Source organism: Rhodococcus sp. NBC_00294, from assembly GCF_036163995.1.
GTDB lineage: Bacteria > Actinomycetota > Actinomycetes > Mycobacteriales > Mycobacteriaceae > Rhodococcoides.
Genome location: NZ_CP108043.1, coordinates 2,989,579 through 3,005,081, shown reverse-complemented (window position 1 = coordinate 3,005,081; position 15,503 = coordinate 2,989,579). Strand labels below are relative to the sequence as shown.

At 65.9% G+C, this 15,503-nt stretch carries 10 protein-coding genes; 7 read left to right on the top strand and 3 right to left on the bottom strand.

Annotated elements, in window-relative coordinates; all coding sequences use genetic code 11:
• Positions 1–33: 33 nt before the first annotated feature.
• The 4 genes from OHB23_RS14085 (at position 34) to OHB23_RS14070 (ending at position 7,864) form a co-directional block, all read left to right on the top strand.
• Positions 34–1,260: a thiolase family protein gene (locus tag OHB23_RS14085; protein ID WP_328809747.1), complete on the top strand. Its 1,227-nt coding sequence runs from the start codon at positions 34–36 to the stop codon at positions 1,258–1,260.
• A 5-nt stretch (positions 1,261–1,265) separates the two neighbouring features.
• On the top strand, positions 1,266–3,365 hold the full coding sequence (locus OHB23_RS14080) for a 3-hydroxyacyl-CoA dehydrogenase NAD-binding domain-containing protein (RefSeq protein ID WP_442972984.1): 2,100 nt from the start codon (positions 1,266–1,268) through the stop codon (positions 3,363–3,365).
• 435 nt (positions 3,366–3,800) lie between these two features.
• The gene (locus OHB23_RS14075) at positions 3,801–4,619 is read left to right on the top strand and encodes a serine/threonine-protein kinase (RefSeq protein ID WP_328809745.1); all 819 of its coding nucleotides are present in this window, start codon (positions 3,801–3,803) and stop codon (positions 4,617–4,619) included.
• A 2,234-nt stretch (positions 4,620–6,853) separates the two neighbouring features.
• A complete protein-coding gene (locus tag OHB23_RS14070; protein ID WP_328809744.1) occupies positions 6,854–7,864 on the top strand; it encodes an iron-siderophore ABC transporter substrate-binding protein in 1,011 nt (336 codons plus the stop codon).
• A 6-nt stretch (positions 7,865–7,870) separates the two neighbouring features.
• Here the strand turns inward: OHB23_RS14070 and dxs are convergent, their stop codons facing one another.
• Positions 7,871–9,760 (bottom strand): 1-deoxy-D-xylulose-5-phosphate synthase, encoded by a 1,890-nt coding sequence (dxs, locus tag OHB23_RS14065; RefSeq protein WP_027505197.1) that lies wholly within the window; start codon positions 9,758–9,760, stop codon positions 7,871–7,873.
• Between the two features lie 149 nt (positions 9,761–9,909).
• Here dxs and glsA point away from each other — a divergent pair, with 149 nt between their 5' ends.
• Entirely contained in the window at positions 9,910–11,754 is a 1,845-nt protein-coding gene (gene glsA, locus OHB23_RS14060; RefSeq protein ID WP_328809743.1) for a glutaminase A, read from the top strand.
• A 14-nt stretch (positions 11,755–11,768) separates the two neighbouring features.
• Here the strand turns inward: glsA and OHB23_RS14055 are convergent, their stop codons facing one another.
• Together OHB23_RS14055 and OHB23_RS14050 are read right to left on the bottom strand one after the other, a co-directional pair.
• Positions 11,769–12,623 (bottom strand): anti-sigma factor, encoded by an 855-nt coding sequence (locus OHB23_RS14055; RefSeq protein WP_222630974.1) that lies wholly within the window; start codon positions 12,621–12,623, stop codon positions 11,769–11,771.
• Positions 12,616–13,299 carry a sigma-70 family RNA polymerase sigma factor gene (locus OHB23_RS14050; RefSeq protein WP_268788561.1) on the bottom strand — a complete coding sequence of 228 codons (684 nt, stop codon included), beginning with the start codon at positions 13,297–13,299 and terminating at the stop codon, positions 12,616–12,618. The genes OHB23_RS14055 and OHB23_RS14050 overlap by 8 nt, the downstream gene beginning before the upstream one ends.
• A gap of 348 nt (positions 13,300–13,647) precedes the next feature.
• On the opposite strand from OHB23_RS14050, the gene OHB23_RS14045 reads away from it, so the two are divergent.
• Positions 13,648–14,652, top strand: coding sequence for an ATP-binding cassette domain-containing protein (locus OHB23_RS14045; RefSeq protein ID WP_051613202.1), 1,005 nt, complete (start codon positions 13,648–13,650; stop codon positions 14,650–14,652).
• Between the two features lie 2 nt (positions 14,653–14,654).
• The gene (locus tag OHB23_RS14040; protein WP_056444823.1) at positions 14,655–15,500 is read left to right on the top strand and encodes an ABC transporter permease; all 846 of its coding nucleotides are present in this window, start codon (positions 14,655–14,657) and stop codon (positions 15,498–15,500) included.
• The last annotated feature ends 3 nt before the right edge of the window (positions 15,501–15,503 follow it).

The window sequence follows — 15,503 nt, the reverse complement described above, 5'->3', positions numbered from 1 at the left end:
TCCGGCTCGTTCCAGCGCCTGCCGGAAGGAACCATGTCTTCTCCGAAATCCGCTCCCGCTCGATCCGCGTCCAGTCGTGGCGTCGCGTTCGTCGACGGTGTTCGTACGCCGTTCGGCAAGGCCGGCCCCAAGGGTATGTACGCGGACACCCGAGCGGACGACCTCGTGGTCAAAGCGATCCGTGAACTGCTCCGCCGCAATCCCGAACTGCCACCCGAGCGCGTCGACGAGGTCGGCATCGCCGCCACGACGCAGACCGGCGACCAGGGACTGACCATCGGCCGCACGTCGGCATTGCTCGCCGGGCTCCCCCGCAGCGTGCCCGGTTTCGCCGTCGACCGGATGTGTGCGGGCGCGATGACCGCGGTGACCACCACCGCGTCGGGCATCGGCTTCGGACAGTACGACGTCGTCATCGCCGGTGGCGTCGAGCACATGGGCCGCCACCCGATGGGCGAGGGTGTCGACCCGAACCCGCGCTTCCTCGCGGACAAGCTCGTCGACCCGAGTGCGCTCGTCATGGGCAACACGGCCGAGAACCTGCACGACCGCTACCCGTCCATCACCAAGGACCGCACGGACGCCTACGCCGTCGCGAGCCAGGAGAAGTACGACGCGGCGAAGAAGGCCGGACTCATCGGCGAGACGCTCGTTCCCGTTGCGACCAAGTCCGCCGCCGGGTGGGGCCTCGCCACCGAGGACGAACCGCCGCGCCCCGGCACGACCCTGGACGATCTGGCGAAGCTCAAGACTCCGTTCCGGCCCGCCGGACGCGTCACCGCCGGCAACGCCGCCGGACTCAACGACGGTGCGACAGCGGCGATCCTGGCCGGCGAGGACACCGCCGCGGAACTCGGCCTGAAGGTCGGGATGCGCATGGTGGGCTTCTCGTTCGCCGGCGTCGATCCGGCCGTGATGGGCATCGGTCCCGTCCCCGCCACCGAGAAGCTGCTCGGACGCACCGGCCTGTCCATCGAGGACATCGGCCTCTTCGAGATCAACGAGGCCTTCGCCATCCAGGTCCTCGCGTTCACCGAGCACTTCGGTATCGCCGACGACGACGCCCGGATCAACCAGTGGGGCGGCGCCATCGCCTGCGGCCATCCCCTCGCGTCCTCGGGCGTTCGACTGATGACCCAGCTCAGCCGGCAGTTCGCCACTCGCCCCGATGTCCGCTACGGCCTCACCACCATGTGCATCGGCCTCGGCATGGGCGGCAGCGTCATCTGGGAAAATCCCACCTACGACGGAAGCAAGTGATTGCCATGACTTCTGCCTTCTCCGATGAAGTGGTGACCCACGCGTTCACCAGGATCGTCACCGTGCCCGGCCTCGACGGCCCGGTCGCCATCGTCACGCTCGACAACGGCTTCGACCACACCAAGCCGTCCACCTTCGGACCCGCCGGACTCACCGAGCTCGATGCGGCACTGGACGCGGCCTACGCGGCGAATCCGGTGGCCGTCGCGGTGACCGGGAAGCCGTTCATCTTCGCCGTCGGCGCGGACCTCAACGGTGTGCCGAACATCTCCGACCGCGCCGTCGCGCTGGAGATCGGCACGTTGGGGCACAAGGTGTTCCGCCGCCTGCGCGAGTCCACGGTGCCCACGTTCGCGTTCGTCAACGGCGCCGCTCTGGGCGGTGGACTCGAGATCGCGCTGCACTGCCACTACCGCACCGTCGCGGACAACGCTGCGGCACTGGGGCTCCCGGAGACATTCCTGGGCCTCGTTCCCGGCTGGGGCGGAACGCAGTTGCTGCCCAACCTGATCGGGCCGGCCAATGCCGTCACCGTGGTGATCGAGAACGCGCTCAACCAGAACCGCATGCTGAAGCCCGCGGACGCGCAGAAGCTCGGAATCGCCGACGAGGTCTTCGGCGGCGCCGACTTCCTCGAACAGTCGCTGCTGTGGGCCGCGAAGGTCGTCTCCGGTGACGTCACCCCCGCCCGCCCCGACATCGATCGCGGCCAGGGCTGGGACGACGCGATCGCGCGCGCGAAGGCCATCGTGTCCGGCAAGACGGGAGACCACGCACCGGGACCGGTGCGCGCCGTGCAGCTGCTGGAGCTGGCGAAGTCGACCGACATCACCGACTCCGCGTCGCTCGACGCCGCCTTCGCTGCCGAGGACGAGGCGCTGGCTGACCTTCTCATGGCCGACGAACTGCGGGCCGGGCTCTACGCATTCGACCTCGTGCAGAAGCGTGCCAAGCGGCCTGCCGGAGCGCCCGACAAGTCCCTCGCCCGGAAGGTCACCGGCGTCGGCATCGTGGGCGCCGGCCTCATGGCCAGCCAGCTCGCCCTGCTGTTCGTACGTCAGTTGACGGTGCCGGTGATCCTCACCGACATCGACCAGGAGCGCATCGACAAGGGCGTCGGCTACGTTCACGCCGAGATCGACAAGCTGCAGGGCAAGAAGCGACTCTCCCCCGACGCGGCGAACCGTCTCAAGGCGTTGGTGTCCGGATCGCTCGACAAGTCCGCATTCGCGACGACCGACTGGGTCATCGAGGCAGTGTTCGAGAACCTCGACGTGAAGAAGAAGGTCTTCGCCGAGCTCGAGGAGTTCGTCTCCCCCGAGACGATTCTCGCGACGAACACATCGTCGCTGTCGATCACCCGTATGGCGGCGGAGCTGAAGCACCCCGAGCGGGTCGTCGGGTTCCACTTCTTCAACCCCGTGGCCGTTCTTCCGCTGCTGGAGATCGTCCGCGGTGAGAAGACCGACGATGCCACGCTCGCAACAGCATTCGCGACGGCGAAGTCTCTGAAGAAGTCGGCCGTGCTGATCGCCGACAAGCCCGGCTTCGTCTTCAACCGCTTGCTCACCCGCGCCCTCGGCGAGGTCATGAACGCGATCGACGAGGGCACGCCCTTCGACGTCGCGGACAACGCCATCAGCGAGCTCGGCATGCCGATGAGCCCGCTCACGCTGCTCTCGCTCGTCGGCCCCGCCGTCGCACTGCACACCGGCGAGACCATGGCCGAGTACTACCCGGAGCGGTTCCACGACTCCCCCGGCCTGCAGGCGATGGTCGCGAACAAGAAGTCCGCGGTGTGGACCTACGGCGCCGACGGAGCCAAGACCGTCGACCCCGAGATCGCCGATCTGTGGCCGCAGGGCGATTCACCGTCGACGGCCGAGCAGGTGCTCGATCGCACCCGCCGCGCCTTCGCGGAGGAGATCGACATCATGCTGCAGGAGGGCGTCGTCGCAGCCGCCCAGGACATCGACCTCTGCCTGATCCTCGGCGGCGGCTTCGGGTTCTGGAACGGCGGCATCGTGCCGTACCTGGACCGCACCGGAACCTCCGAGGCCGTCACCGGTCACCGGTTCCTCGACAAGGGTGTCGCCAGCCTCTGAGCGCCAAATATGATTGCGGCCTGTTCTCAAGCTTTGCTTCGAGAGCAGGCCGCTCTTTTGTGTCGCCCGGTGGTAGTCCGCTGCTCACCGGCTACCGCCGTCGACAATGCGAACGACCTTGATCCTGAAGGCAAAAATAATTAGACCGCCCGCGACCGACCTGAACAAGTAACGCGAGTGCTAGGAAGGCATCGCCTCATGTGCGATGCGCCCGACTGGGTCGATGCAGACTCCTGCAAACCGAGCCGCATCAACGCTGCGCGGGCACGCCGCGAATCAGCACGATACGTCGAGTCAGCCAGTATGCTGATGCGGTGACCAGAACGCAGGTGGATCGCGCACCTCATCTGCCGAAACTAACCTATATGCGGGTTGCTCCGTATTTTGACACGCCGTGCAATGACGAGACGAGGCCTACCCTTGGACCTAACACAATTGCTTGAAGAGGCACGTGCCGCTTTGGGTACGGGCGAACTCATAGAATTGAAACCTGGCGGGCAAAAGCTGGTTTATGCGAGCGAACTTGAAGGTAAATCCGCTGTCGTTAAAGTCGTTCGATTACCCGCTGGCTCCGCCTCGGCGATAGTGTTGGAGCGCGCTCACCGCGAGGTGGAAATTCTAGCCGACATCGATTCGCAATACGTAGTTAGAGTGCTGTCGCAAGCGATTGAGATTGGCGACAGCCCTGAAGCCATATGTTGGGCGGAAGAGATGCTAGATGGAGAGGATCTATCCTCAGCCAAGAACTCATATCCATGGGATGGCAAAGAAGTTCGCGCACTTATGTTGGATCTCGCGCACGGATTAAACGAATTCCACCAACAAGGCGTTGTACATCGCGATCTGTCCCCTGGGAACATTAGGAGGCTGACTTCAAATCAATTTGTTCTGATGGACCCAGGATATGCACGTCATCTCAACAAGGCCGCGCTTACCGGTTTCTATCATCCAGGCACTCCCGGTTACCTAAGCCCGGAGCATGCGCCCGGCGGTCGACCAATCGAGGCAAGCGATGTGTTCTGCGTCGGAATCCTGGCATACGAAGCGCTCACCGGCCAACCCACCTTTCCTGACATCGCGGACCAAGACGCGTATCTCCGGCAGTTAACTACAGGCCAGGTGGATTCTATTCAGTCCAAGTTATCGAGCGTGGACCCAGATCTGGGAGCCGTGATCGATGCATGCTTGCAACGCCAGCCAGCACGGCGCTACCTCGACGCAAGCGAGTTAATCGCCGCGCTTAATGAGATATAGGGATCGCAATGCCAATTATGATTCAAGATGGTAGGCAGGGTGGGCATTTAGGCTGGGCTAGCGCAGCGATTGCAGACGGTTCAGTCGCGGGTTTATTCATAAGCGCATTCCATACGCCACGCGTGTCAATACCACGACACAAGGCAGCCAAAGACGTTGTCCAGACTGTTCACGCTGCCGGTAAGACTGTCTACTTCGATCCCGACACTCATGCCCACCTCGCAGCAGGTACGAGTGATACTCCGCATTACGACACATGGCAGCTCTGGGGTCCTTCCGGCGTAGGTTTGGATACTCCTTCAAGGCGACTCGAACACCTTGAACGCGTATTCGCACACCAGACAGCACTCGGCGTTACGCCTCTCGCAGCAACAGTGTCACTTGACAGTCCTAACAGCGCGGATGCGAACCATGCTTTAGAGACTGCGCAACTTGCTAGCCGACTCGATTCCGACTCATGTCAGAGGTTAGTCGGTACAAGAACTTTCTGGCGTTCCGGAACCGCACTTGATAGCTATGTGGGCAGCTTGGCCGCCTTGCGCTCGCCTCGCTGGGTACTGACGGTCAACAATTTGACGGTTGAAGACAGCATTCCGGATTTGGCAGATTCCAGCGCATTCGCCGGATTGTGTAGAACAGTCGACTCTTTGTCCCGTCGAAGCGAGGTCGTAGTTACCCACGCGGACTATTCCGCACTACCCGCGATAGCCGCAGGAGCTTCCGTTGTAGGGACTGGGTGGACACGTGCGATGCGGTTCTACGATCCCGAATCTTATAAGGTTACCCCACCGGTTATCAGGCGTTCTGCATCATACGTCACCCAAGGCGGGCTAGGCGCTGTGCTGCGTCGCGACGCCGCGGACACCATAACCAGGACCATCGGCACATCTGAAGCACAGAGGATAAGGGGAGGCCAGACGCCTTCAGATGACGCAGCAGAGCGGCTGCACCATTTTCGGCAGATAAATGGAATAGTGAGTCGAATTGTAAGCCACGGTACGAACAGGCGCGATCGCGTGCAAGAACTCCGCGAGTTTTACGAGCAAGCAAGTCTCGACTTCAATAATATAAATCGACTAATTTCAGGAACTGTAACTGCCGACAGCCGCCTACGCTGGGTAAGCCAGCCGTTGCAGGCATTGAAAGCTTACGCCGAACCCGAAGGCTTATGGGTTTGACTGACTCACGGATCGCCTGTCAAACTTTTTGTACGCCAAGTGCTGCGACGATATATTCACTCGTTAAAAGTCTATTAGCGGTTGAGAGCCTGTGGATGCGTGGGCGCACAAGCCATTTAGACTGCAGCGCGAGCCCTACCCCTAGGTCACGCGCGGTATCAACAACTCGCGCGACGTCCCGCGGAAGTCTCGCTAGTACGACACCGCTACCATCCGCCCAAGTGGCGTAACGAAGCGCCTGGCTTATCGCCCCAGACCAGTCTGCTACTTTGGCCTCAAGCGCATAGACACGACCCAGTGGTTGCACTCGGGAGTCTCGACTGACAAGACCCCTGCTGACCACTAAGGCGCCCTGTCGCTCCAACCGCATCACTCGGCGTCGAGTAGCTTTCGTCTCCGCACCCATGCGATGAGATAGCGACTCTATCGAGAGCCCACGCGTTGGCCCACAATGTGCAACGAGCCGGGCGTCATTCCACGTCCTTATTGGAGCAATGCCGGCTGCCAGCCTGGCGTCAAGTGCCGGAGTGCGAACTACAGCGACCAAGTCCGGCACACCGACGGGTCCCACCATTTCAGGGATTACGATCACACCATCTGTCGCACGCGGCAATGTGGATGCAAGAAATCGCAAATCCGGATAGAGGGTCTGTTCTTCCTTCGCCGCGAATCGGCGCCCAGGTAGCGAGTACTGTGCCGGCCACTCGCTGACGGACGCATGCCGCGAGTCCGGAAAGTCAGAGTGGCTGTTACGCATCACGTAATCCTACTGAGCCCGATTCCCAGCGATTCGGCCGCGCCGAACACCTACCCAGCATTCCCTCAGAAGGCATACAGCAAGCGAAACAGCAGGCCAGAGCAACCGTCAGCAGTTGGTCCCCCGCAGTGTCGGTCGAGCTTGATCAAGCAAGCTCTGCAGAACTCGCCGTCGATTAGTACAACCTGACGATGAGAGATGCGGTTCGAGCGGTGCTCGGCCAAGGAAAGACTCGCAGACCGAATCCATATCGCCGTCGCATCTACACGGCTGACGATGGATAGGTTAGGCTACCCAATGTGAAACGTTCTCGACTTCTCCCCGCCATCGCGGCCACTGCCGCGCTCGCCCTCGTCGCCGGATGCTCGTCCGACACCGATTCCGACGCGCCCGCAGCCGCGTCCGGGGGCGCGTTCCCCGTCACCGTCGACCACGCCTTCGGCTCGACCGTCGTCGAGGCTCAGCCCCAGCGCATCGTCACGATGGGATGGAACGCGCAGGACATCCTCGGCGCTCTGGACGTCACGCCCGTCGGGCAGCCGAAGTACACCTACGGCGCCGACGAGAACGGTGTGATGCCGTGGGCGCAGCAGTACTACGACGCCGACGCGACGACGTTGTACGACGATCCCGCAGCCGGAGATCCCGACGTGGAGACCATCGCGACACTGACGCCCGATCTGGTGCTCGCCCCCTACGAGGGCTTCCCGAAGTCCTACTACGACACGTTGTCCGCTGTCTCGCCCGTCGTCGCCTACCCCGGTGAGGCCTGGCAGACGACGTGGCAGGACCAGACCACGATGATCGGTGAGGCAGTCGGGAAGCCCACGGAGGCACAGGCTCTCATCGACGGTATGGGCCAGCGGCTCGCCTCGGAGGCCGAGGCCAATCCGGAGTTCGCGGGCAAGACCGTCGCGGTGGTGAACCTGGACACGGACGCCGGTCAGGCGAACGTCTACATGCCGTCCGATCCGCGCGTGCAGGTTCTCAACGAGATGGGTTTCGTCAACGCCCCCGGCGTCGTGGCACTCGACGAAGCCGACTCCGCGGACACCTTCTTCTCCACCGTGTCACTGGAGAACGTGCAGAGCTTCGACGCCGACGTGATCGTCGCGTTCACTCCGGAGGGCTTCGACCTTGCCTCGGTTCCGGCTGTGGCGACGCTGCCCGCGGTCGCCTCCGGATCCGCAGTCGCGCTCAGTGACGAGCAGGTCATCGCCGGTCTGAGCAACGTCAACCCGGTGAGCACCCCGTGGGTACTCGACCGGATCCTCCCGCAGTTGAAGGACGCCGCCACCAAGGCGACGTAGCGACCGTCAGATGTCGCCGGGCCGGTGTGCGATCCATCCGCGCACCCGGCCGGCGATGTCCGACGGGGTGAGGCCGATGTCGGCGTGAATGCGATCCCGCGAGCTGTGGTCCAGGAACTGCTGTGGCACACCGAGATCCCGACAGGGGACGTCGACGCCGCCGGCGCGCAGGGCAGCCGACACGGATGCACCGATGCCGCCGTGCAGACCGCTGTCCTCGAGCGTGACCACCAGACGGAAGTCCGCGGCGAGCTTCACGAGCGAGTCCGGAACGGGCAGCACCCACCGCGGATCGACGACCGTGGCCGAGACACCGTCCGCGGCGAGTTCTCGCGCCGTGTCCAGTGCCAACGACGCGAACGGACCGACGGCGACGAGGAGTACGTCCGACTCCCCCTCGGGCTCGTGCAGCACGTCGACGGAGTCGTCCAGACGCCGCACCGCCTCGATGTCGTCGGGAATGGCGCCCTTGGGGAAGCGCAGCGCGGTGGGACCGTCGGACACCGCGAGTGCCTCGGCGAGTTCCTCGCGCAGGGTCGCTCCGTCGCGGGGCGCCGCCACGCGCATGTTCGGCACGATGCCGAGCAGCGACATGTCCCACATGCCGTTGTGGCTGGCGCCGTCCGATCCGGTGACCCCGGCGCGATCGAGCACGAGGGTGACCGGCAGGTTCAGTAGTGCCACGTCCATCAGCAGCTGATCGAACGCCCGATTGAGGAACGTCGAGTAGATCGCCACCACGGGATGCAGACCACCGAGTGCGAGACCGGCGGCGGACGTGAGCGCGTGCTGCTCGGCGATGCCCACGTCGAAGAAACGGTCCGGGAACACCTCGCCGAACGCGGCGAGACCGGTGGGTCCGGCCATCGCGGCGGTGATGGCCACGACGTCCTCGCGGTCGGTTCCCAGGGCGATGAGTTGACGGGAGAACTCCGACGTCCAGTCCGGAGCCGCGACGCTGGTCGCCAGGCCGGTGAGCGGGTCGATGACTCCCGTCGAGTGCATCTGGTCGGCGACGTCGTTCTCGGCGAAGGAGTAGCCCATGCCCTTGCGCGTCACCGCGTGGACGATGACCGGCCCGCCGAAGGCCTTCGCGCGGCGCAGCGCCGATTCCAGAGCCGCCTGATCGTGTCCGTCGACCGGACCGAGGTACTTGATGCCCAGATCGGTGAACATGACCTGCGGGCTGATCGCGTCCTTCAGGCCGGCCTTCATGCCGTGCAACATGGCGTACGCGGCCGACCCGACCACGGGCAGGTTCTTCACCATGTGACGGCCGGTGTCCAGCGCGCGTTCGTAGTTGGGCTGCAGGCGCAGCGTCGCGAGATGGTCCGCGAGGCCGCCGATGGTCGGCGAGTAGGAGCGACCGTTGTCGTTCACGACGATCACGACGGAACGATCCTTGCCGGCCGCGATGTTGTTGAGCGCCTCCCAGCACATGCCACCGGTGAGGGCGCCGTCCCCGACGACCGCGACGACGTGACGATCGCCGCGCCCGGTCAGCTCGAAGGCCTTCGCGAGGCCGTCGGCGTAGGAGAGGGATGCCGAGGCGTGCGAGGACTCGACCCAGTCGTGCTCGCTCTCGCTGCGGGACGGGTAGCCGGACAGCCCACCCTCCTTGCGCAGGGAGTCGAAGCGGTCCGCCCGACCGGTGACCATCTTGTGCACGTACGCCTGGTGGCCGGTGTCGAAGATCACCGGGTCACGAGGCGAGTCGAACACGCGGTGGATGGCCAGAGTCAGCTCGACGACACCGAGATTGGGTCCGAGGTGGCCACCCGTGGCAGACACCTTCTCGACCAGGAACCGACGGATCTCGTCCGCCAGCTCGGCCAGCTCCACCGGGCCGAGGGCACGCAGGTCGCTGGGCTCGTGCACGCCGTCCAGAACACCCAACGAAATCGCTCCCCTCCGAAGATTGCCTTGTCGTCCGTCGTGCCGTGAGGCACTCGGACAGGCCAGTTCGGACAAGTCTACGTGGACCCGGATCGGCGGGTTACCGTACGAGCGCCGAGCCGCGGCACAGAATCGAGAGAGTGGTGACGATGACCGACGTCGTGCAGGAGATTCTGGAGGAGGTCCACGCGCTGTGTGTGGCGGACACCTCCGGTGGCGTCGCCGACTACATCCCCGAACTGGCGGCCGCGAACCCCGATCGCTTCGGTATCTGCCTCACGACGGCCGACGGCCACGTGTACCAGGTGGGCGACACGGACGTGCCCTTCACGATCCAGTCGGTGTCCAAACCGTTCACCTACGCCCTCGCTCTCACCGATCGCGGCGAGACCGCGGTGGCCCGCAAGATCGACGTGGAGCCGTCCGGTGAGCCGTTCAACGAGATCAGCCTCGACCCCGTCACCGAGCGCCCGCGCAACCCGATGATCAACGCGGGCGCCATCACCTCCGCGTCGCTGGTGCGAGGCGCGACGCCCGACGAACAGTTCGAACGGATCCGGGCCTCGTTCTCGCGGTACGCGGGACGCGAACTCGCCATGAACGCCGCCGTGCACGCCTCCGAATCACGCACCGGCCATCGCAACCGCGCCATCGGCCACATGCTGCGCTCCTTCGGCATCGTCGAGGGCGATCCCGACGCGATGGTCGATCTCTACTTCCGCCAGTGCTCGCTGGACGTCACGTGCCGCGACATCGGCGTCATGGCGGCGACCCTCGCCAACAACGGCCTCAACCCGTGTACCGACGTCCGAGCCCTCGAACCGGTGCTCGTCGAGCGTGTGCTGAGCGTCATGACGACGTGCGGCATGTACGACGGAGCCGGCGACTGGGTCAACCGCGTCGGACTCCCCGCCAAGAGCGGTGTCGCCGGTGCGGTGCTCGCGGTCCTGCCCGGTCAGCTCGGTATCTCGGTGTTCTCACCCAGACTCGACGCCCACGGCAACAGCGTGCGCGGAGTCAAGGCGTGCCGCGAGCTGTCCTCGCGCCTCGAACTGCACTTCCTCCACGTCGGCCGGGCCGCACGCAGCGCCGTGCGCGCCGAGTACACCGTCGCCGACTCCCCCTCGCGTCGCCGGCGCACCGCCGCCGAACAGGAGACGCTCGCCGCGCGGGGACGCCGAGTCCGCGTCTTCGAACTGCACGGCGATCTGCTGTTCTCCGCAGCGGAGAGCGTCGTGCGCGCGGTGTCCACGGCCGTCGACCACGGCGCCGACGACGGGAGCGCACTCGACGGCGTGATCCTGGACATGCGTCGGGTCGACGAGGTGAGCGACGTCGCCCGCTCGATGCTGGACACCCTCGCCGCCGGGCTCCGCCGACAGGGTTGTGCCGCCGTCCTGGTCGATCCCCGAGCTGCGATGGCGCACACCGTGTCGTCCCTGTCCGAACACGACGGCAGTGGCCGGGTCTTCGACGATCTGGACTCCGCACTGCGCTGGGGCGAGGACACCGTCCTCGACCGGTGGTGCGGCGGCGCACGGCAACCCACGGAGGTGACGGTCGATCAGCACCCGATCGTCACCGCGCTGGACGAGGCCCACCGCGATGCGATCACCTCCCGCACGACGGACGCGCAGTACAGCGCAGGCACCGTCATCGCCGAGGTCGGTGACGTGTCACTGGGTCTGGTGATGGTGCTGTCCGGCCGCGTCGCGGTCGACTTCATCGGCGCGGACGGCCGGGCCCGCGCCGTGTCGACGCTGTCCGCCGGCATGAGTTTCGGTGAGATGCCGTTGGTCCGGCGCTCACGCTTCGGGCTCCGCATCACCGCGATGAAGGACACCACGGTCGCGATCCTCGGCCCGAAGGACTTCGACGCGCTGACCGAGAGCAACCCCGCTGCGAAGACAGCCTTGCTGGAGGTGCTTCTCGATCGCGCGTACGAGCAGGCCGAGTCGATCGTCGCCGCACTGCGCCGTTCCGGCGTCGTCTGAGCCGGCGGCTGCGCTCAGGCGTCGAGCGTGACCGCGGCGATGGGCGTGGTGGTGGGTGCGTCCGAACCGCTCTCAGGCTCGACCGTCACCGCCCACGTGGTCGCGTCGCTCAAGCCTGTGACGACGTGCTCGCGAGCGGGCGTGGCGGCATCGGCGGGGACGAGACCTGCCGGGCGCGGCGCGGGATCCTCTCCGATGAGCCACATCTCGAACACCTTGCCGTCGCCGGGCTCCGCGAGCCCGTCGAGCGTGACCACGGCGGCGTCCTGCGAGCGCGACCAGCGCACGGTGGCGGTACCGCCACCCTCGACCTCGACGGTGCTGGTCCTGATGTCACCGGCCGCAAGCACCTGCGACGTGGGCGACGACGGTGCGTCTCCCAGTTGCTGCGTGACCACGGCGCCGCCCACTCCGACGATCACGACGGCCGCCGCGGCTGCCGCGAGCACGCGCAGGCGTGTGCGGCGGCGATCGTCGAGCGACACCACCGGGGCGACCGGAGCGTCGTCGATCGGATCGGCCAGTGGCCGGGCATCACCCTGCGGAGTGCTCTCCACCGCGGCGAGAATGCTCGCACGCAACGACGAGGGCGGTTCCGCGGCCGTGGACGACGCGCTGAGCGCCATCGTCTCGTCGACCGACTCGACGATGCTCTCGAACCACGACCGCGTCGCCGCGTCCGACTGCGCGAGCCTGCGTTCGATGTCCGCCCTCTCGGCGGGGTCGATCGCGTCCAGTGCGTAGGCGTAGGCGTCGTCCACCACGCTGTCGTTCATCTCGTTCACGTCCTGCATCGCATCCTGCTCCGACACGTCGTCGGGTGCAGACGCGTCGTCATGGCGGCGATGGCGACCTTCTCCGTCACTCACCGGTCTCCACCCCCAGACAATTCTTCAACTTGATCAGACCGTCCCGGATCCGGGACTTCACGGTGGGAACGGCCACGCCCAGGCGCTCGGCCACTTCCCGATACGTCAACCCGCTGTAGTACGCCATCCGTACCGATTCGCGTTGGGTCTCCGTCAGCGTGTCCAGGCATCGGACCACCGACTCCGACTCCAGGGTCTGGGTGACGGATTCGAGAACCTCGTCGTGCGCGGGACTGTGGGTCGAGGAGCCGTAGAGCGCCTCGCGATCCGTGCCGGACTGCTCCGACCGGACACGGTCGACGGCGCGGCGATGCGCCAACGTCATCATCCAGGCGAGCGGAGACCCCTGCGCGGGGTCGTATCGGTCGGCCGTCTTCCAGATCTGCAGGAACACCTCCTGCGCGGTCTCCTCGCTGAACCCGGGATCGCGCAGCACACGCAGCACCATGCCGAACACCCGAGACGAGGTCGCGTCGTACAGATCGGCGAACGCTCGGCGGTCACCGGTGGCGACACGTGCGAGCAACGCACGCAGTTCGTCGGCCTCGGCGACACGCCGACGCTTGAGGTCGGGATCGGGAACGGGGCACGACGGATCGGCGGTGTCGTCCGGGGCGCGTCGGTGCCGAGGCTCGCCGGCGCTCGGGTCGGCTGCGCTCGTACCTCCGGCGCTCACAGACCCCCACCTCGCTGCGAGACGTTCATCGTCGAGTTCATCGACCATGAGACTAGTGGCCATCGTCGTCATATCCTCACCCCCTCGGCGATCGTGGTCCTGCGCGTCGCGGTCCTGGCGTACACGCCACCGGATCATGGCGGCCACGCCGCCGGGCAATGGCGCCCACGCCACGGCGCGAACATCGTGCAGGAATCATTCGTCACCGGGGCGTGAGTGGATCGGTGACCGGCGTCTCCGGCGAAAAACCCGTTGCGGACCTGCAATGACTGCGGGACGCTCGTCGCACCGGATCGGACGATCCGGACATACCGATGAGATCGTGGCGGATCAGGAGTCAGCACTCACATGACGACACATGACGGGAAGGCCGGAGGCCGGCCGCCGACGGACGGGAAGGCCGGGGGCCTGGCGATCGAGGCGGTCGGTCTGGTGAAGAGGTTCGGGGACACCGTGGCGGTGGACGGCGTGGATCTCGCCGTCCCGCGGGGCGGTGTCTACGGGGTGCTGGGGCCGAACGGGGCCGGCAAGACCACGACGATGCGCATGTTGGCGACGTTGACCGGCATCGACGGCGGGTCGGCCCGCGTGCTCGGCCACGACGTGGCGACGGAGTCCGACGCGGTGCGGTCGAAGGTGGCGCTCACGGGCCAGTTCGCTTCGCTGGACGAGGACCTGACCGGAGTGGAGAACCTGGTGCTCCTCTCGCGGCTGTACGGGTTCTCGCGCCCGGCGTCGCGGGAGCGTGCCGATCTGCTGTTGGGCGTCTTCGATCTTGTGGAGGCCGGCGGCAAGCAGGTCAAGGCGTACTCCGGCGGTATGCGGCGCCGCCTCGACATCGCGGCGAGTCTGGTGGTCACGCCGGAGCTGATGTTCCTGGACGAGCCGACCACGGGTCTCGATCCCCGCAGCCGCAACCAGGTGTGGGAGATCGTGCGCTCCCTGGTCGCCGGCGGCACGACGGTCCTGCTCACCACGCAGTACCTCGACGAGGCCGATCAGTTGGCCGACCGGGTGGCAGTCATCGACCGGGGCCGCGTGATCGCCGAGGGCACCACCGGTCAGCTCAAGGCATCGGTCGGCTCGGGGTCGCTGCACGTCCGCGTCGCGGAACAGTCGCGCCGAGACGACGCCGCCGACGTCCTGCGCGCGACCCTGCACACCGACGTGACTCTCGAGTCCGATCCCTTCGCCGTCACAGCGCTGGTCGACGACACCGCCCTGGTGGCCCGCGCACTCGCGACGCTGTCGGACGACGGCATCGGCGTCACCACCTACGCCCTCGGGCAACCCAGCCTGGACGAGGTGTTCCTGGCACTGACCGGACGAACGACAGAACTGGAGGCGTCCTGAGAATGACCACCACCAACTCCCCCACCGCCGCGACGGGCACCGCGCAGCCGACCATCGCCGAGTTGCTCCGCGACTCCGGTCCCCGTCCCGATCGACCGTCGTCGATGTCGGCGGCGCTCTCGTTCGGGTGGCGAGCACTGCTGAAGATCAAGCACGTCCCCGAGCAGCTGTTCGACGTGACCATGTTCCCGGTGATGTTCACGCTGATGTTCACGTTCCTGTTCGGCGGCGCCCTGGCGGGCTCGACCAGTGCCTACATCCAGTTCCTGCTGCCGGGCATCCTGGTGCAGACCGTCGTCATGATCACGATGTACACGGGTCTGACCTTGAACAAGGACATCGAGAAGGGCGTCTTCGATCGGTTCCGGTCGCTGCCCATCTGGCGGCCGGCGCCGTTGGTCGGCGCCCTGCTCGGAGACGTGGTCCGCTACACCCTCGCCTCGACGATCGTGCTCGTGCTGGGTCTCGCGCTGGGCTTCCGGCCGGCGGGCGGCGTGCTCGGCGTGCTGGCGTCGGTGGCGTTGCTGCTGGCGTTCTCGTTCTGCGTCTCGTGGGTGTGGACGATGTTCGCGCTGATGCTGCGCAGCGAGACCGCGGTGATGAGCGTGTCCATGCTCGTGCTGTTCCCGCTGACCTTCGCCAGCAACATCTTCGTCGACCCGACGACGATGCCCGGGTGGCTGCAGGCGTTCGTGTCGGTCAATCCGGTGTCGCATCTGGTGACGACGCTGCGCGGCTTCGCCGACGGTGTGCTCGAGACGGACGCGCTGATGTGGACCGGCATCTGGTCCGTCGGACTGCTGGCGGTGTTCGGACCGATCACGATGCGCCTGTACAACGCCAAGTGACGC